The sequence below is a fragment of the Pseudoalteromonas sp. NBT06-2 genome (assembly GCF_002276045.1).
Classification (GTDB): domain Bacteria; phylum Pseudomonadota; class Gammaproteobacteria; order Enterobacterales; family Alteromonadaceae; genus Pseudoalteromonas.
The window spans coordinates 20,555-39,050 of the sequence record NZ_NQMR01000090.1; the positions used below are offsets into that span (position 1 = coordinate 20,555).

At 35.0% G+C, this 18,496-nt stretch carries 19 protein-coding genes and 1 pseudogene; 10 read left to right on the top strand and 10 right to left on the bottom strand.

What is annotated here, in order from left to right:
* Positions 1-147 precede the first annotated feature (147 nt).
* On the bottom strand, positions 148-1,503 hold the full coding sequence (locus tag CJF42_RS16500) for an MATE family efflux transporter (RefSeq protein ID WP_095367744.1): 1,356 nt from the start codon (positions 1,501-1,503) through the stop codon (positions 148-150).
* Between the two features lie 70 nt (positions 1,504-1,573).
* On the opposite strand from CJF42_RS16500, the gene CJF42_RS16505 reads away from it, so the two are divergent.
* Positions 1,574-2,200 carry a riboflavin synthase subunit alpha gene (locus CJF42_RS16505; protein ID WP_095367745.1) on the top strand — a complete coding sequence of 209 codons (627 nt, stop codon included), beginning with the start codon at positions 1,574-1,576 and terminating at the stop codon, positions 2,198-2,200.
* A 25-nt stretch (positions 2,201-2,225) separates the two neighbouring features.
* On the opposite strand, the gene CJF42_RS16510 is transcribed toward CJF42_RS16505, so the two are convergent.
* Together CJF42_RS16510 and CJF42_RS16515 are read right to left on the bottom strand one after the other, a co-directional pair.
* A complete protein-coding gene (locus CJF42_RS16510) occupies positions 2,226-2,420 on the bottom strand; it encodes a CPXCG motif-containing cysteine-rich protein (protein WP_095367746.1) in 195 nt (64 codons plus the stop codon).
* Positions 2,421-2,513: 93 nt separating this feature from the next.
* Positions 2,514-3,383 (bottom strand): fructosamine kinase family protein, encoded by an 870-nt coding sequence (locus CJF42_RS16515; protein WP_095367747.1) that lies wholly within the window; start codon positions 3,381-3,383, stop codon positions 2,514-2,516.
* Positions 3,384-3,554: 171 nt separating this feature from the next.
* On the opposite strand from CJF42_RS16515, the gene CJF42_RS16520 reads away from it, so the two are divergent.
* Complete coding sequence (locus CJF42_RS16520) at positions 3,555-4,256, top strand: DUF445 domain-containing protein (RefSeq protein WP_095367748.1); 702 nt, start codon at positions 3,555-3,557, stop codon at positions 4,254-4,256.
* Positions 4,257-4,645: 389 nt separating this feature from the next.
* Here CJF42_RS16520 and cobO read toward each other — a convergent pair whose 3' ends face one another.
* Entirely contained in the window at positions 4,646-5,242 is a 597-nt protein-coding gene (gene cobO / locus CJF42_RS16530; RefSeq protein WP_095367761.1) for a cob(I)yrinic acid a,c-diamide adenosyltransferase, read from the bottom strand.
* Positions 5,243-5,575: 333 nt separating this feature from the next.
* Here cobO and CJF42_RS16535 point away from each other — a divergent pair, with 333 nt between their 5' ends.
* A complete protein-coding gene (locus tag CJF42_RS16535; protein WP_095367749.1) occupies positions 5,576-6,976 on the top strand; it encodes an amidohydrolase in 1,401 nt (466 codons plus the stop codon).
* A gap of 11 nt (positions 6,977-6,987) precedes the next feature.
* On the top strand, positions 6,988-8,256 hold the full coding sequence (locus tag CJF42_RS16540) for an amidohydrolase family protein (protein ID WP_095367750.1): 1,269 nt from the start codon (positions 6,988-6,990) through the stop codon (positions 8,254-8,256).
* A gap of 282 nt (positions 8,257-8,538) precedes the next feature.
* Here CJF42_RS16540 and CJF42_RS16545 read toward each other — a convergent pair whose 3' ends face one another.
* The 3 genes from CJF42_RS16545 to CJF42_RS16555 all read right to left on the bottom strand — a co-directional run bounded on the left by CJF42_RS16545 (position 8,539) and on the right by CJF42_RS16555 (position 10,664).
* On the bottom strand, positions 8,539-8,985 hold the full coding sequence (locus CJF42_RS16545; protein ID WP_095367751.1) for a DUF3010 family protein: 447 nt from the start codon (positions 8,983-8,985) through the stop codon (positions 8,539-8,541).
* Positions 8,986-9,048: 63 nt separating this feature from the next.
* Positions 9,049-10,059, bottom strand: coding sequence for an endonuclease/exonuclease/phosphatase family protein (locus tag CJF42_RS16550; RefSeq protein WP_170940639.1), 1,011 nt, complete (start codon positions 10,057-10,059; stop codon positions 9,049-9,051).
* Between the two features lie 197 nt (positions 10,060-10,256).
* Entirely contained in the window at positions 10,257-10,664 is a 408-nt protein-coding gene (locus CJF42_RS16555; RefSeq protein WP_095367753.1) for a DUF2750 domain-containing protein, read from the bottom strand.
* Between the two features lie 147 nt (positions 10,665-10,811).
* Here CJF42_RS16555 and CJF42_RS16560 point away from each other — a divergent pair, with 147 nt between their 5' ends.
* The 4 genes from CJF42_RS16560 to CJF42_RS16575 all read left to right on the top strand — a co-directional run bounded on the left by CJF42_RS16560 (position 10,812) and on the right by CJF42_RS16575 (position 12,573).
* A complete protein-coding gene (locus tag CJF42_RS16560) occupies positions 10,812-11,072 on the top strand; it encodes a DUF5062 family protein (RefSeq protein WP_095367754.1) in 261 nt (86 codons plus the stop codon).
* Positions 11,073-11,428: 356 nt separating this feature from the next.
* The gene (locus tag CJF42_RS16565) at positions 11,429-11,986 is read left to right on the top strand and encodes a DUF4102 domain-containing protein (RefSeq protein WP_095367755.1); all 558 of its coding nucleotides are present in this window, start codon (positions 11,429-11,431) and stop codon (positions 11,984-11,986) included.
* A gap of 64 nt (positions 11,987-12,050) precedes the next feature.
* Positions 12,051-12,323, top strand: a complete 273-nt coding sequence (locus tag CJF42_RS16570; RefSeq protein ID WP_095367756.1) for a type II toxin-antitoxin system Phd/YefM family antitoxin — start codon at positions 12,051-12,053, stop codon at positions 12,321-12,323.
* Positions 12,304-12,573 (top strand): Txe/YoeB family addiction module toxin, encoded by a 270-nt coding sequence (locus CJF42_RS16575; protein WP_095367757.1) that lies wholly within the window; start codon positions 12,304-12,306, stop codon positions 12,571-12,573. The genes CJF42_RS16570 and CJF42_RS16575 overlap by 20 nt, the downstream gene beginning before the upstream one ends.
* A 15-nt stretch (positions 12,574-12,588) precedes the next feature.
* On the opposite strand, the pseudogene CJF42_RS16580 reads toward CJF42_RS16575, so the two are convergent.
* Together CJF42_RS16580 and CJF42_RS16585 are read right to left on the bottom strand one after the other, a co-directional pair.
* Positions 12,589-13,701 (bottom strand): annotated as a pseudogene (locus tag CJF42_RS16580) (transposase); the annotation flags it as partial.
* A gap of 282 nt (positions 13,702-13,983) precedes the next feature.
* Complete coding sequence (locus tag CJF42_RS16585; protein WP_170940640.1) at positions 13,984-15,183, bottom strand: serine hydrolase domain-containing protein; 1,200 nt, start codon at positions 15,181-15,183, stop codon at positions 13,984-13,986.
* A 659-nt stretch (positions 15,184-15,842) separates the two neighbouring features.
* Between CJF42_RS16585 and CJF42_RS16590 the strand changes: the two genes are divergently transcribed.
* Both CJF42_RS16590 and CJF42_RS16595 read left to right on the top strand, forming a co-directional pair.
* Positions 15,843-16,643 carry a reverse transcriptase domain-containing protein gene (locus CJF42_RS16590; protein WP_095367759.1) on the top strand — a complete coding sequence of 267 codons (801 nt, stop codon included), beginning with the start codon at positions 15,843-15,845 and terminating at the stop codon, positions 16,641-16,643.
* Positions 16,644-16,694: 51 nt separating this feature from the next.
* Complete coding sequence (locus CJF42_RS16595) at positions 16,695-17,135, top strand: group II intron maturase-specific domain-containing protein (protein WP_252097640.1); 441 nt, start codon at positions 16,695-16,697, stop codon at positions 17,133-17,135.
* A gap of 164 nt (positions 17,136-17,299) precedes the next feature.
* Here the strand turns inward: CJF42_RS16595 and CJF42_RS16600 are convergent, their stop codons facing one another.
* Entirely contained in the window at positions 17,300-18,421 is a 1,122-nt protein-coding gene (locus CJF42_RS16600; protein ID WP_170940641.1) for a serine hydrolase domain-containing protein, read from the bottom strand.
* Between the last annotated feature and the right edge of the window lie 75 nt (positions 18,422-18,496).

The following is an 18,496-nucleotide window of genomic DNA, read 5'->3' on the forward strand; positions in this document are numbered from 1 at the left end:
ATGACCTCTCAACAAGCCGATAATATATAGCGACTTTTAGTTAGGATCAAGTAACATTTGTGTTTAATAGTTTGTTTGCTGTTTTTTTATTCGTTCGATATAGGGTTCTATTAATAATTAAACAAATTGTACTTAATGATTTATATTTTAGTTAAATTTAAATGGCGAAATTGAAAGTCGTTTTTTAACGGTTAATAGCATCATAAGAGAGGCGACGGTTAAACCAATTATGATACCTAACCAAAACCCTTGAGCGCCCATAGCAGGAACGATGAAATCAGTTTTTGCTAATACATATCCAATACTAAAACCAATTAACCAATAGGAAATAAAAGTGATATAAGAGATTGGGGTTGTATATTTTAAGCCTCTTAATACGCCATTTGCTGCAACTTGGAGTGCATCAGGAAGTTGATAAAAGCAAGCAAGTACTAGAATAGCAGATGCTAAACTAATTACCTCAGGTACATCAGAATATAAATCACTAATCCAGTTTCTGCCAATAAATGTAATTGAAGCGACAATACAAGCGATACCTATGGCTAATAAAAAGCTTGTTAATATTGTACTTTTTAACTTTTTATATTGTTCTTGGCCATATAGGTTACCTACACGAATGCAAATAGCCATGGAAAGGCTTAAAGGCATCATAAATAATATAGTGGATACACTCGCTGCGACCTGATGGCCTGATACTACAATAGCACCTAAATTTGCAATAAATAAGGGTATACACGCAAAAAGTGTTACCTCAAAGAATGTGGCCAGAGAAATAGGGATGCCCATTTTAAATATGTTATATATTTGTGATAAATTAGGTGGGTTAAATTGCCTCAGTAGAAACTTACCATTGAGCTTTTTACTGAAGTAGGTATAAGTAATTTGGCTTATCGCCATGCACCAAAAAACAATCGCCGTAGCAATACCACAACCAGCACCTCCTAAAGGTAGCATGCCAAATTTTCCATATATAAATATATAATTTGCAGGAATGTTGACTGCTAATCCTATGATGCTGATAAAAAGTGCCGGTTTTGTGAGTGTCATGCCCTCAGATACATTTCTAAAAGTACAATAAATCAGAAACGCGGGTAAGCCCCATTTAACATAATTTAAGTAACCAAGAGTGAGTCCAGATACCTGAGGCTCTATTTTTATATAATCAATAGCAAAATGCAGTTGATTTATCAGAAAGAAGCCTATGACTGATAAAATAAGAGATAAATAAAATGCTTGGTGTAATTGCGCTCTGATTTCATATGTTTTTTTTGCGCCAAAGTGATGGGCTACAATGCCTGTCAGCGCTAAAAGGATACCTTGTAAACTAAGTAATATAGGATTCCATAATCCTGATGCAATTGATAAGGCAGCCAAATCATATTGACTAATTTGACCTGCCATAATGGTATCAACTACACCCATTAGAACGAGAATTACTTGTGCAAAAAATACAGGGATAGCGAGTCGGAGCAAATATTTTGCTTCCCACATACAAAACTTCATACTTGCCTATCGGGTAAAAAATAAGGAGAATCGAATTATATTCTAATTTTACATATATTAGGGAAATAAAATGTTTACAGGTATTGTTCAAACACAAGCAACAGTAATTTCAGTCAGTGAAGTAGAAGGTATAAAAAAACTTGTGCTATCAGTTCCAGGTCAATACCTTCAGCGATTAGATTTAGGTGCGAGTATTTCTATTAATGGATGTTGTTTAACGGTCGTTCATTTTGAACTAGGGATAAGAGATGTTGTTGGTCAAGTTTATTTCGATGTGATTGATGAAACTTTAAGGTTGACAAATTTAGGTAGATTAATCCAAGGTAAAAAAGTCAATTTTGAGCGTTCTTTAAGCTTTGGTACTGAGTTAGGAGGGCATATCGTATCTGGGCATATTCATACAATAGCTATTTTAACCGATATCAATTACAGTGGTGATAATTGTAATTTTAAATTTAACCTAGAACCTAAATGGTTGAAATATGTTGTGCATAAAGGTTTCATTAGTATTAATGGTGCAAGTTTGACGGTAGGTGATGTAGATGAAACAGGGTTTTATGTTCATTTGATCCCCGAAACTCTTAAAATAACTAATCTAGGAAAAGCAATAATTCACGATTTGATTAATATAGAAGTTGACCAACAAACCTATACGATTATTAATACCGTTGAACGTTATATGAAAAATAATGCTTAAATATTTAGATGATAATGAAGCAAAATTATTCATTATCATTATCTATATGCAGTTCAACTTTATTATATGCTCTATCAATATGCATATTTAAATGAATTGGATTACAGCAAGCAGCACAGTCTTCATAATAATCTTGGTCGCCGCTAGTTGTATCAACTTCTACTAAAACATGGTGACCACAATGTGGACAACTAATCCTTTGCATTTTATGGTCTTTCATAACTTACTCACTTAGTTGCTTGTAACGCAATAATTAAAGTGTAGTTTGCTATTACTGATAAAGATAATAAACAAATCCTTTTTATATTCGGGCTTAATTTAGATTAAAAAGTGACTCAATACGTGCCTGTACATCAATAAGATAGCGGCCTTGAAATAAATTAGCATGATTGAGTAAATGGTAAAGTTGATAGATATCTTTTCTTAAGTGATAGTCTTTTTGTAAAGGATAATGTGCTTCGTATGCTTGATAAAATTGAGCTGGAAATTTACCAAATAGCTCAGTCAATGCGATATCTGTTTCGCGATCGCCATAATAACATGAACCATCAAATATAGCTGGTTGATTATTAACAAAACTGACATTACCTCTCCAAAGATCGCCATGTAATAAGCTTGGCAATACGTTATTGTGGCGCTGTAATCTCATTTTGACTAAATCGATAATTTCATCAATATTACAAAAGTTAAACCCTTTTTCATGCAATAGTTGTAGTTGCCATCCGATCCTTTGTTCAGAAAAAAAATAGCACCAGTTTTTGTGCCACTTATTCGGTTGTATAGTATGCCCTATAAAATTGTCATGTTCCCAGCCAAACATAGCTTGGTCATGTTTTTTATGCATTTTAGCTAACAAATCGCCAAACTTTGTCCAATCACTGTCGGGATGAGTTTTTAAATCTAGCCACTCTAAAATAATATAACTATGTGACAGTGTCTTGCCTGTACCAATACAGTTTGGAATAAAAAATACACTTTCATTTGTCAGTTCTTTTAAATTAAAAGCCTCACATTCAAAGTTATCTTCATAAGATATTGGGCCTAATTTAACAAAGTATCGATGGTGATTATCACAAATTTTAAAGTTAGGGTGATCTGCATTTGAGCTAATCTGTTGTTTATTTTTAATTACAAAATTGAAATGTAATTTTTCACTAATATGTTTTGATATTGCGTGCCACATTATTCGCTCACTTTATCAGTTAATATTTAAGTTGCTAAATTATCACTAGTATCAGTATGGCAAATAAATATAAATTGGGCATAGTTTTTAAAAATAACAAATTGAAAGCTTGTGACATGCTAAGCATATGATTAAAATCATGCAAAAGATTTTATATTTTGGAGTGCGATCTTGAATAAGAGTGTAGTGACTAATTCGTTAGCATTAATTTTAGCGTTAGTGGGTTTTTTTTCAGGACAAGTAACTGTTTTGTCTGTTGGCTTGTTTGCACTTTCAGGTGCTTTTACTAATTTGTTAGCTATACATATGTTATTTGAAAAAGTGCCTCTTTTATATGGTTCAGGTGTTATCCCTGCTAATTTTGAACAATTTAAATCAGCCATAAAAATCATGATAATGGAGCAGTTTTTCACCAAAGAAAATATAGATAATTTTATGTCTGAACAAGACGGTAAAGCACACCAATTTAAGTTGTCACCAATTATTGAAAAAATAGATTTATCACCTGCTTTCGATAATTTAGTTGAAGTGGTTGAAAAATCATCTTTTGGTAACATGTTAGCCATGTTTGGTGGCACAGAAGCTTTAGTGCCGTTAAAAGATCCTTTTATTAAAAAAATGAAGTCATCTATGATTGATATGACACAATCAGAAGAGTTTAGTGAATTACTACGTGAGCAATTAGAACAACCGAGTGTTATTGCCGATATGCAAGATAAAGTATCTGAGATTATAGATATTCGACTTGCAGAATTAACGCCTCAAATGGTGAAAGAAATCATACAAACAATGATTAAGAAGCACTTAGGCTGGTTAGTTGTTTGGGGTGGGGTATTTGGTGCTTTATTTGGTTTAGTTGCAGCACTTATTTAATGTGTGTTAATCAGAGAAAAGCCTATAATTTATTATAAGTTTTTCTCTTTGAGTATGCCATGTATACCCAAGCCACTTCAAGATGTGAGGTTCAGGACTGCTGAGCAATTCATGATCTAGGCGCATCTTTGCATTAATGGTTACTCCCTAAAAAAAGATGGACTGGCAATATGCTCCTGCATTGCTCTAGTACCTACATCCATGCAGGCAACAACGAGCATTATTTGCTCAGAAGTCCCTGTAAGGTTGGTTTATAAATACTTTATGCAGCGTTATTGATTTTGAAAAGGGAATAACCATGTTCTTCAATCAATGCCTTGCCTAAAGTATTTCTAATTCCAACTGAATCCTGCATCTTGAAGTGGTTTGGGTATATCAGTTTTAATCTATTACCAATCAATACCTTTTAGTATTTTTACACCAGAATCAAATGCATGTTTTACGTTTTTAATTTCTGATACAGTATCTGCCAATTCAATTAAAGTACGATGTGCTGCACGACCAGTGATGACAACACTTTGCATTTTGGGTCTATTTTCAATCGCTTCAACTACTTCAGCTAGCTCAATGTAGTTATATGAAACCATATAGGTTATTTCATCTAATAAAACGACATCTAAAGTTTCATCTTGGAGCATACTTTTACATTTTTGCCAAATAACTTGGGCAGCTGCGGTATCTGTTTCTTTATTTTGGGTTTCCCATGTAAAACCAGTTTTCATTACTTGAAACTCTACATTATGTTGCTCTAATAGGTTACGTTCACCACAATCCCAAGTCCCTTTAATAAATTGAGCCACTGAGCATTTAAGACCATGACCGATAGCGCGGGCTGCTATGCCAAAACCCGCTGTAGATTTCCCTTTGCCGTTGCCTGTTATAACTAAAACTAGACCTTTTACTGTTTGCGCTTGCGCAATCTTAGTATCTACGGTTTCTTTTAATTTTTGTTGTCTTTCGCTATGACGATCATTTTTATCTGTCATGTTAATACCTTTTAAATGTTTATAAAACCATTTGGTTAGTATATAACGAGTTATTGCTAAGGTAACCACTAATGTAATTTGATTGCGACTAATGATGATGTGATCCGACAAGTTATTGCCCATGTTTTGAATATAGAAAAGTTAAATCTTTAGTGCCAACAAAATATAAAAACTGACTAAGTAAATTTGATTAAATTTCAATCTATACAGATGACACCAAGACACACTATTTTTTGGTGGTTATCGTTGTTTCATGTCGAATTATCGCTTTACAGTTACATTTCGACACGCATTTAGATAAAGTATAGTAAAATCAATCGGAGAATAAAAAAAATGCAAAAATTTGCTCCTTCAATCTTAATGTTGGCTTTAACAACTGCATTAGTTGGATGTGAAGATTCAAGCCCTCAAGATGCAAAAGTATCTTTTAATAAAAACCCTTACCCTAGCACTTACCAAGCAATGCCTTCGGAAAAAACACTTATCAAAAATGCAACCGTACTTACAGGAACTGGTGAGCGTTTAGACGGTGCTGATGTTTTATTAGTTGATGGAAAAATTGAAGCGATTGGCAAAGGTTTGTCAGATTCAGATGTAGCAACAATTGATGCAAATGGTAAATGGGTAACACCCGGTATTATAGATGTACATTCACACTTAGGTGCTTACCCAAGTCCTTCTGTTGAATCTCATCAAGATGGTAATGAAATGACTAACCCAGTGACAGCTGAAGTTTGGGTTGAGCATTCAGTTTGGCCTCAAGATCCAGGCTTTAATGCTGCACGTGCTGGTGGTATTACTTCCTTACAAATATTACCAGGCTCAGGCAACTTGATTGGAGGACGTGGTGTGACCCTTAAAAATGTACCATCGTCAACAATGCAAGGCATGAAATACCCTGCCGCACCTTATGGTTTAAAAATGGCATGTGGTGAAAACCCTAAACGTGTTTACGGTAGTCGTAAAGTCACACCTTCTACGCGTATGGGGAATATGGCTGGATATAGAAATGCTTGGATTGAAGCTACCGAATATAAACGCGCTTGGGAAAAATACGAAACGCAATATGCTCAAGGAAAAAACCCAGAAGCACCAGAGCGAGACTTAACTCTTGATACGCTTAAAGGTGTATTAGATGCAGAGATAAAAATTCATAACCATTGTTATAAAGCAGAAGAAATGGCAATGATGGTCGATTTAGGTAAAGAGTTTAATTATGACTCTGGTACTTTCCATCATGCGATTGAAGCTTATAAAATTTCAGATTTATTAGCACAAAATGGTAATTGTGCAGCTATGTGGCCAGATTGGTGGGGCTTCAAAATGGAAGCGTATGACATGATCCACGAAAACGTAGCGGTAGTAAATGCAGTTAAAAACTCTTGTGCTATTGTGCATTCGGATTCAGGTACAACAATACAACGTTTGAATCAAGAAGCAGGTAAGGTTATGTATCGTGCTAATGAAAATGGTTTTGAATTAAAAGAAGAAGACGCGATTGTTTGGATCACACAAAATGCTGCTAAATCTTTAGGTATAGAAGACAAAACAGGTTCATTAGTAAAAGGTAAACAAGCTGATCTGGTGATTTGGGATCAAAACCCGTTTAGTGTATATGCTAAAGCTGAGCAAGTATTTATTGATGGCGCAAAAGTTTACGATCGTTTTGATGAAAAATATCAAGCTAAAAGTGACTTTATGTTAGGTCAATCAACTGCAGTTAAAACTCATTAAGAGGAAATATAATGAAGAGATTTAATAAATCAGTACTTAAAAAATCACTTTTAGCGCTTGCGTTAACAAGTTTTCCTTCTGTATGGGCTGCATCCACAGCAATTACTAATGCAACAATTTATACCGCAACAGAGCAGGGGGTGTTAGAAAATGCGACCGTTGTTTTTGAAAATGGTATGATTACGGCAATTAACCCTACTTCTGTAAATGCTGATATAAAAATAGATGCCAAAGGGCAAATCTTAACACCAGGTTTTATTGGTTCTATGAATCAATTGGGTTTAGTTGAGGTCGGTGCTGTATCGCGTTCTCGTGATGCTGGTTTTAAAAAAGCAGATATCACTTTCGATCCTAGTCTGGCATTTAATCCAAAATCATCACTTATTCCATATGCACGTAAAGGTGGTATTACTCGAGATGTGATTGTACCAAGCGGTGGAGAAAGTATTTTTGCTGGCTTAGCATCTGTTGTGGATTTAAGCGGTGACTTTGATAGCGTTAAAACAAGCAAAGTGGCGGTATTAGTTAATCTTGGCTCAGAAAGTAAAGGCTCTCGAGCGCATACTTTAACGCAACTAATAGATAAGCTAGAAGGCCAACAAAAGAAATTAAAAAAATCAAAATCGGCTAAAAAAGATAAAAAAGATAAAAAAGATAAAAAAGATCCAAGTAAAGAAGAAAAGATATTAACTGCATTATTAAAAGGTGAAAAACCGTTAATTATTCGTGCTTCTCGCGCACAAGAATTATTGCAGTTAATCAAGCTTAAAAAGCAATTTTCATTAAACTTAATCATTGCTGATGCAGGTGATGCTGTTGTTGTAAAAGAGCAACTAGCAAAAGCTAATATTCCTTTGATCATAAGTGCAATGGATAACTTACCTGATAGCTTTGATTCTTTAAATGCATCCCTTAACAATGCTGGAATTTTAGAAAAGGCAGGTGTTACTGTTGGTTTAACAATCTCAGGCGATAGCAGTCATAACTTGTATCAACTTCGTTTTGATGCAGGGAATGCAGTATCAAATGGAATGAGCAAATCAGGTGCTATTAAAGCTTTATCAGCAAATATAGCAAATATGTTTGGTATTAATGCAGGTGAAATTGCAATTGGTAAAGCGGCTGATTTATCTTTATGGAGTGCAGATCCATTTGAACTAAGTTCAAATGTACAAACACTTTGGATTGGTGGTGAAAAAGTGACAACTGATTCACGCCAAGATAAATTACGTGAGCGTTATATGAAACAATCAGATATGCCTGAAGCGTATTCTAAATAAGTAAAAAGTAAGACAGATATCTATTCAGTATATTTTATAGCTATCTGTCTATGTCCCGACTAAAAATTTCCTATTTTATTTATATTCAGAAACGACCCCACAAGTTAAAGCTATATATCCCCATGCTACATGGCAATGTGCGATTTCAGCAAGTCGAAAAACGTGAACTTGATTTCGTACAAAATTGTTTTAAAATGTAAGGAAGTAATGTTAATGTACTTAAAGGCAGTTGGGGAAAAATAAACAGTGTATTTTTCAGGTCACTGCTTCTCGTTTGAAATATTATTCTTCGCCTTTATGATAAGTTTTGATTGTTAAATCAATATATGCGCTGATGAAAGCTGGTTCTTGGAACTTTTTCAAGCCTGTTTCTTCAAACTCGATAGGCATTGGATTACGTTTAAGCTGCTCTTTAATATCTGTTGGGTTTAATAGATTAACCTCTAAATCAGTAATTAACTGAATTGCAGTTTCTAATTTAAAACCAACAGCGCCACCGGCAAACTTACCTTTATGAGGTCTTTGTTTTATAGCAACGGTATCAACCTGATAATCATGCATTAATTTTGCGAAATCAAACTGAAATTTACGAACTTCTTCAGTATCATTTGCATTACTTAATACAAAGCGTGTTTGACGTACATCTCTGATATCAAAAACGTCATTATCTTTACTTAATAAACATAAAAGGACTTCACTGCCTTTTATTTCAACACCGCATGTTCTCATTGTCGACCTTAATTAATAAATTTCGAGCTGTATTATAATCTAAAAATATCTAGTCGCACAGTTTTAGCTATAATTTACTGAAAATTGAATATATATAAAGGCATGATCGCTATTTGTTTTATGTTTATCTAAAGGTGTGAGTTGGATATGTTTGTCCAATGAGTGGTAGGTAAGATCAGTTATGTTTGTATTTTTATTTGTTGGGTTAAATTCATTTGATACTAAAATATAATCTAATACTTTGCCTTCCCCTTCATAAAAAAGAGTGAAAGGTTTTTCTGTTTTATGGATATTAGACGAAATATCGAAGGCGTCACTGAAATTTAAATGATCTGTTTTTGGATTTACATCAGTGTGATCAAAAATCACAGATAAAGCACTGGTATGAAGTTCATCATTAAAATCACCGAGGATGATGCTTGGCAAAGGATGAGTTGCTTGTTCATGCAGCGCATCATAAAATACTAGCATACCTTCTAAACCCCTTTGCTCTTGTGAAACAAAGCGGCCAATAGTGTCAGTTAAAGCTTCACTATATGAATCATAGTTAGGCACTTTTTTATCTACAAAGTCATTTAAATTAGTGGCTCGTTTGGATTTTAAATGCAAAACATATACTCGTACAAAACCAAAGTTAGGAAATTCAATTAATGCTTTGATAGGCTTGCGGCTAAAAGAAAAGTTTTCGGGTAAACCAAGATGTTTTAATAAAGTATTATCAGGAAAAACAGTTTGAGCTTGGGTTATTGGATATTTAGATGCTATAGCGACTACTGGTGTTATATAGGTAAACTCGCAATTTTTTGCCATTGAAGCTTCATCCACTTTACTAATATATTGATAGCCTAAAGATGATGTTAACTTTGCTAAAGCATCAAAACTAAAAACTTCCTGAAATGCAATTACATCGGCAGAAATACGTGATAATTGTTTTTTTAGCCAGCGATTTTTAGTTTGCCATTGTTCAGCATTGTAGTTTTCATCTAATTGATAATAACTATAGGGTGGCGACGCATAGTTAAGTAAATTAACAGTTGCTACTTTAAATTGCTGTACTTTGCTTATTTTGTGCATCATATTCCAATTACTATTGGCTTTTTACAAGTATGGGATCAATTAGCGTGATGTCAAAAATGCATTTGGTTAATTATCTTAATTTTGCAGTCAAAAAGTTAAAACATAGCTTATTGACTGCAAAATTAATTAAATACTTTTTAGTGAACTTTTATCTGATTTTAACTTTTTTACTATTTCATCAAAACTCTTGCCCGTTATCTTCTTTGCAGGTCTCGCGCTTTTTTTGTTTGTGCTTTGAGTTCAAAATCTAGTTCGTCAGGAAAAACAACTAATCCATCTTCTTCAATATTCGGAAATACAACAATCGATAAATCATCATCTTCTAGACCGTGAGTCCAACGAGAATACCAAGTTTTCAAATCAATTTCTTTCGCTTTACATTCTTCCCAGTCTCCAGTGGCCCATGCGGTTGCAAATTCTTGATTTGGCCATACAGGTACACAATCTTCATCCTCGGTATTTAGCATCACACAACCGTGTTTGTCAGTTAAAATCCAAATAGATTGGTTTTTAACTACTTCTTTAATTAGATATTTATAACGTTTTTCAATACCGTATTGGCTGATTGTTGTAATCATGTCAGGTGATAAAAGTATGCTCATTCTGATTTCCAGTAAACTTAAATATAAACATGCTTAGGATAAAACAAACAGAGTTGATCCTCTAGTTAAATGTTTACATAGATAATGACATTGAATATGCTAGGCAAGCTAAAAGGCACCAAATATAATCGAATTAAAGGAATGACAATGAAAAAGCTTAAAAATGAAACAGCTCTGTTAAAACAAGCGATTATTATTGGTGAAGCATATGCAAATAATCGTGGGTATAAAAAGTTTTCGGGTACTAATTCTGCTAAAGAAAAAATTGAAAGCCTTTATCGTTTATTAGTCAATGATAAATTAATACAGCCGCTTAAAGAAGAAGATGAAAATCAACTTAATATGAAACATAGGCTTGCAATGTGGATTTCTAAACAATTACCGAAAGATCACGAACTGTTAAAATAGTGTCAGGTAAGCTACGTAAACTATTGTGTTTTTGTCTCAGTTTTAAGGCAATACGGTCGATGTGTGGTCTTATCAGATTAATAATTAATAAAATATTATTATCTAAATAATGAACTATATCGTAAGTAAGCTTCATTATTTGAGTTGTAAAACCAACTTTAAAGTAAAAGTCATATGTGATGCATTGTAGGTGTCACATATGTTTTTTTATCCATAACAAAAACCCTCTCTATTATTTAAAATAATCATATTTATTATGTACTTAATAGAATTTTAATTTTTTATCATGTGATACCGCCTTATTTACCAAATAAGTTGTACCAAACTTGTACCAAATTATATACAAGAATGTCTCAATGTCATTGAGTGGTACAACACTAAGAAAGCTTAATGGCAAGATAGATCAGCAATGTGAACTTAAAGATCGTGATGGTCTTTCAGCAAGCGTATCACCAAAAGGTAAGATTTCATTTCAACAGCGTTTTCAGTGGTTGGGTAAACTCGTAAGAATGAAGCTAGGCACTTATCCCGAATTAACTCTAGTAGATGCAAGAGCAATAGAAAATAAAGGTTTGATTGAAAAGGGGGTTGATCCTCGCATTTTTAAAAAATCAATTATTGCTAAAAAACAAACTGGGCCTATAACTGTTAGGTTAGGTTTAGAATATTGGTTAGAAGAATACGCTGCAAACAATCATTCTGATACCAATAAATTGACTCGCATGTTTGAAATGTATGTATATCCGTCTATTGGTGATGTTGTCATAGATACATTTGAAAAGTGCCATTGGCTAATAGTTTTTAAAACCACAGAGAAACATCCGCAACAAGTAGGGCGTTTACTAAAAATATTAAAACAGGCTCTGCGCTTTTTGTTTGAGTACGATAAAGTAAACTGTTTTTTGTCCGTTTAATTGCCTTATTATATTTTTAAAGTTACAATGTACGACATTACCGTACATTAATAGTGAGTTGATTATGAATAGCATAAGCGTAAACCAGTTTAGAGACAACTTAAAAACATATGTTGAACAAACTGTTAGTGAGCATGAGCCAATAAAAGTAACCCGAAGAGCAGGTGAAGACTTTATTGTTATGAGTGCCGATGATTGGGAAAGAGAGCAAGAGACATTACACATATTGCAAAGTAGTAATTTGATGAAGCAGATTGCTGAATCAATGGGGACTCATGAAAGCAATAAAGGCTATAAACCAACAAAAGAGCAATTAGATGAGATCACTAGTCTTTGAGGGGAAAACTTGGCTCATTTACGAGCAATTAAGAGAAAAAGATAAAAAACTTCATAAGGCTTTATGCAAAATATTAAAAGAAATGTTGCGCTCTGATCCTAGCAGTGGACTGGGGAAGCCTGAACCACTTAAACATAATTTATCAGGCTTTTGGTCAAAGCGGATATCTCAAAAAGATAGACTCATTTATAAGTTTGATGATAACAGCGTATACATTTTCGCAATTGGTGGACATTACGACCAACACTAGAAAATTTGTGCTCTACTGCCAAAGTGTTTTTCCCGCTGGACATCTGCATGTGTTTTGCTCTTCATCATAATGAAAGTCTTTACTGGTAAATAATCTTGGCTTACCTTTACTGCGCTTAAGCCGTCGCTTTTCTTTTTCTGTATGGTATGTGTCACTGACTTTAAATAACGGATTACGACTTCTAAATTGGGTGTCTGCGATGTAACTATCTAATCCAGTTGTTGCTAAATACTTTAAGTTTTCTTCACTATGGAATCCGCTATCGGCGGTGAATTTGGCCTCTGATAATGTATTCGGTGTTCCTAACTTTTTAAGTTGCTCATCTAATTGTCCCAGTGCTGGTTTCAATGTTTGTTGCTCGCCCACTGAGCCCCAAGTTTGAGCTTGTAAAATAATTTGATGCTTGTCATCATTGATTGCAATGCCATTGTAGCCTTGGATTGTGCCTTTTGAAGTGGTCATTTTTGCACTATCAGGGTCGGTTATATTGCTTTTAACGGACTTACCTTTTCTACCTAGCTTTTCTTCTTTCGTTGCCAGATACTCACCTATTTTAGCGGCACTTTTATCTAGCTTTTCTTTTTGTTTTAAATCGTGAATCACTTCATCTTCAGGCATAACATCTTGTGATTGATGACACGCTAGAATGCGTTTGCTGGCTTTATCTAATTTAACTTGCTTACGTTCTAGTTCTTCAAACGTACCACTCCATTCTTTACTCGCATTTGACTTTATCTTACAGCCATCAATGGCAAACATGTTACGGCCAATCAAACCTTCTTCATCACAAATCATCAATATTTGTGTAAATAATGGTGCAATTTGTTCACTCATTTTTGAAACAAAACTGGCTATTGATGTGTAATGTGGCTGAACATCACCCGATAGACTCATAAAAGTAATATTAGTTTCACACGCTTGTGCAATGCGACGACTAGACACTAAACCATGGACATAACCTAGCAATATAATCTTTAACATCACCGTTGGCGGATACGCTGCTGCACCGCGTTTATCATTTTGATACCACGCATCAAAGCCTGATAAGTCAAGACGGTTATCTACAATATGGGACAGAGCAAATTCAAATGTGCTAGGTAATATTTGGCGAGAAAAGTCTATAGGTATGAACTTATTTTGACAAGATAAATCAGGTTTACCTCTTCGTCTTAAAAAAGTGCCATTTTAATGTTCTGTAGTTGAATAATATCTATTAGATCACATCAAAGATCTGGTATCAAGCTCAAAAAACAAACAAATAGTAAAAACTAAAAAAGACACTAAAAAGTGCCTTTTTCTATAAATTCTACAGCCTCAACGGCCCATTCAGGGGCTGATAATAGCTTGCTAAATTGTGAAGCAAAACGGAACCGAGCAAGCTGTTAGCAGTCCCGTTACTGTAATGGCTTGTTATATGCCCTTTTTAATATTTAAAAACGAATCTAAAACTTCAAAAGTAAAATTTTGAAATTCTTCTTCGCAATGGTCATTAACTCCACAGTTTGCAAATGCGGTAATACTTATATCACCATCCGGTATATAAATATTTTGAGTAAAATAGCCAAACTCTGTGCCACCATGGTGGTAGAACTTTTTCCCGTTTACTTCTTCAACCCAAATACCAAGCCCATAATAAAAATCAGAGGAACGATAAAAACGTTGTCCCCAAGACTCAACTAAATTTTCTTCACCTATCATTTGTTCTCTAACTCTTTGATTAACTATATTGTTATTAGTTACGATAGCCCTTAATAGTTTAGCCATATCATTAACACTGGACGTTAGGGGAGCATCAGAGGTTGCTGTTGTTCCAATGATATCTTTAGTATCTACCCATATATTCATTGGTATTGGAAAAGTAGGATCTACATCGTTAATAAAGAACCCCGAAGTTAACTTGGGCTTATGTTCTTCAACACCTTTAGAGTAGCTAGATGTCATATTTAGTGGAGTAAGAATTTTATTTCTAATTGCTATGGATGGGTGCTGCTTTAAAACACGCTCTAAAATTATTCCTGCCAATGCGTAACCAGAATTTGAATACGAGTGTCCTTTGCTTGGTTCAAAGTCTGCAGGCTGGTTCAATGCAAAGCTTAATGGAAACATATCCGTTGTAACTTTCCCCTTGTTTGCATATTGCGCTTTAAAAAAAGCGTACTCGCCAGCATCGTTATATTCAAAAATCCCGCTCGTATGATTTAACAGCTGCCTTAAAGTCATTTTGTCTGAATATTGAATCTGGCTAAGTAATTCACTTTCAAGATATCTACTTATAGATGCATCAAGACTAAGAACTCCCTCATCCGCTAACATCGCCACCAATAGCGCGGTTAATTTTTTACCTGCGCTACCATTGGGAATGACAACATCAGTTGTCATTGGCTTCTTTTTTTCCAAATCTTTAAAGCCAGCACTACCGATGTAACTACCTATTTTTGTTTCGACCAAGAGTACCGCACCAGGGATATGCTCAGATATAAGGTTATCTAGCATAGGTTGATATTTTTTTTGATAATTAACGTTCTGACTTGATTGGTTATTCGCAGAACCAACGCTAGACAATAAGAAAGAAATGATAGTTAACCGTTTTATTAAATAATTTTTATTCACAAAATTCATCCATGATATAAACGTAACCCTTGGGCATATAACGCCCATTTAATTAGTGAAGCAATGTTGGCTGATTTTTTTGCGGGTCTTTACAAAAAGCAAGACAACTTGCGTAATCTGATTTAAATGCTTGTGTACGCCCGGCATGGGCATTTATTTATGAGGTGAAAGTCCTCTGCAGGAAGATCACCGTTTAATAACTCATTGTTATTAAACGCTAACTACTAGCGAATGGCAAGGGCTAAATCGTAAGAGATAGTCCGGAGGAAGCCGCTAGCAAATCTGCGAGCTGATGAACAAAAATATCATACTAGGCGTAGGCTGGAGGCGAGTTGGCACAAGACAACGAAGCCAAGTGATCTAACGGCCACCGTAAATGATGCAGTTGTGCAGAGAAAGTGAATGCAATTATCCGGGGAGATCTGTTTAACATGCAATTGATAAAGCAACCAGTGAGGAAACTGGTCGATCAAGCCTTGGCAATCAGTTTAGTTATCGAATTGATTGAGCGAATAAAGATAATAAATCAATCGCGCTTATCTGAGTAATCTTTTAAGTGATTAAACAGAAGTCAGCAGACGGCATAGTAGCCAAATGCTCATCGTAATGGATGAGACATGGTGAAGGCCTGAACATCTTAACTATAGGAGAGACCATAATTGAACTTGAAACCACATAGATCACCGTGTTGTGATAGTGACGCTCAGCGTTCGACTGTGAATAATACCTTAAATGAAACTAATCTGAATCACTCAGAATTAATGATACAGATATTCAGCGACCAAAATATTGGCACTGCATGGCAACATGTGAAAGCCAATAAAGGTGCGCCGGGTATTGATAATATGAAGATCGAGGAATTTAACCAATTTGCCGTGCAACACTGGCAAGAAATTAAATCTAAGATCCTCGATGGCACTTACCAAGCTCTTTCTGTTAAACGAGTTCGTATTCCTAAACAGGATGGCGGTGAGAGATTACTTGGGATCCCCGCTGTTATCGACAGAATGATCCAACAAGCAATTTCTCAGGTAATTAGCCCATATTTTGAGCCTGGATTTTCACCTCATAGCTATGGATATCGACCAGGTAAAAGAGCGAGTCAGGCAGTCAATTATGTTCAATTTTGTGTTAAACAAGGTTATAAAACTGCCGTTGATATTGATTTATCGAAGTTCTTTGATGAAGTAAATCATGACATGCTAATGAACCGTATTGGCCGTAAAATTAAAGACAAAGCGCTAATGCGATTACTCGGTAAATACTTACGTGCAGGGATCTCAGAAATAGAAACAGGTCTTTGGTTTGCATCCGATAAAGGTGTGCCGCAAGGTGGTCCTTTATCACCATTATTATCTAATATTTTACTAGATGAATTGGACAAGAAGCTATCCTATGAGCAACTCAAGTTTGCACGTTATGCCGATGATATTATCATTTTGGTGAAAACCAAAAGCTAAGGTAAACAAGTCAAAAGTGATATCAGCAATTACATAACCAAGCGTTTGAAATTGATTGTAAATGAATCTAAAAGTCGAGTCGGACCAGTATCTAGCTCTAAATTTCTAGGTTTTACCTTCCGTTATGGTCAGGTGCAGATCCATGAGTCTGCTTTAAAGCTATTTAAAGCAAAAGTCAGGAAGCTCACCAATCGTAATTGGGGTATCTCAATGAAATTACAAATTCATAAATTCACTCAATTCTTACGTGGTTGGGGTTATTACTTTTTGATAGCCAATGCTTATCAGCTCACGGTTGATCTTGATGCTTGGATCAGACGTCGACTGCGAATGTGTTATTGGCGACAATGGCGAAAACCACGCACTAAAGTGAGAAGTTTAATGAAGCTCGGTGTCAGTGAGTTCTTAGCAATATCGTGTGGTATCACGAGTACCAAAAGTAGGCGCTTTAGGCGAAGGCCCTTGTCGAAGTTCAAAAACCAAAGGGATTAATATAGCAATAAGCAATGAATTTTTGACTAAACAAGGGTTAGTATCATTAAGGGATGTTTGGATCAAGATTCATTACAGAGGATGAACCGCCCATTGCGGACCCGCATGATGGGTGGTGTGGGGGCTGGAGGTTAGAGACCTCCGGCTACCCGATTATACGAACTTTATCTTGAAACTTCAATATTTAGCGCTGTCTTTAAAATTAAACGATCTACTTGATTCCTAACAGCTTCAATATTGCTATTAGTTAAAACTACGTAACCAAATTTTTTATCAACAATAGACCGTGTAAGTCCAATCCAGCCATGATTAAATCCTGCAAAGCCGAGAAGCCTATTACCATTAACGATATCGTTAACATAACTCATACTCCAGCGATCTCCTGTATTATTTACAGGTTTGATCATTTCATCTATTAAGTCAGAGTGGAGTATTTTTGATCCATTGTAAGTACCATTACCATTCTTTAAAATTGCCATTGTAAATTTAGCTATGTCGTGTGGTGTACTTTGTAAGCCTGCTGCCGCTTGAGCTGTAAAGTAAACCATCGTTGTTGCTTTACCCTCTTCATCATAAGGCGTGGCTGATGCTTTTAATACACTCTCAGATACAACGAATGTGCTTGAATTCATTTCTAACGGAGTAAAAACTGATTTTTGCATATATTCTTCGAAAGATTGCTCGGTTACATCTTCAATCAACAGCTGTAATACCGTATAACCTCCACCAGAATAAGAAAATTCTTTATCTGGAACAGTAATAAGCTCAACTTTTCCTGAGCCGTTTGTTTTGCCATTTAATGAATCGACAATGTTAGGCAAAACCATCGGTGTTTCCCAGCCATCATAGCCACTCAATGAAAGTCCTGAAGTGTGGGACAAAATATTTCTTATCGTAACTTTATTAGTATCAAAATTTGATTTAGGTATTTTCCAACGCTTAAGATAATCATTTACAGGAATGTCTAACTCAACTAATCCCTTGTCAACAAGTCGCATCACTCCCCAAGACGTGAGTAACTTTGATATTGAACCAAGATTAAAGCCAGTATTACTATTAAATGTTTGCTGTTTTTCAACGTTAGAAAAATCATAGAATTTATATTTAATAATATCTTTATTATCGACTAATACTACAACGACCCCCGGCGCATTATTTATAGTCAACATATTAGGGACATTAGCATCTAATTCCCGCTCAATGAGAGAAAGGTTTACCGACGTATTTGCCTTTGTGATAAATGATAGGGATATAAAAAATAAAATGCACGCTAGTTTATGTACCACGGAGCCTCCTTGTTCGTATAACATTTGTATAAACGGCGTGCACACTTATCAGGTTATACCAATCAGATTATTTAA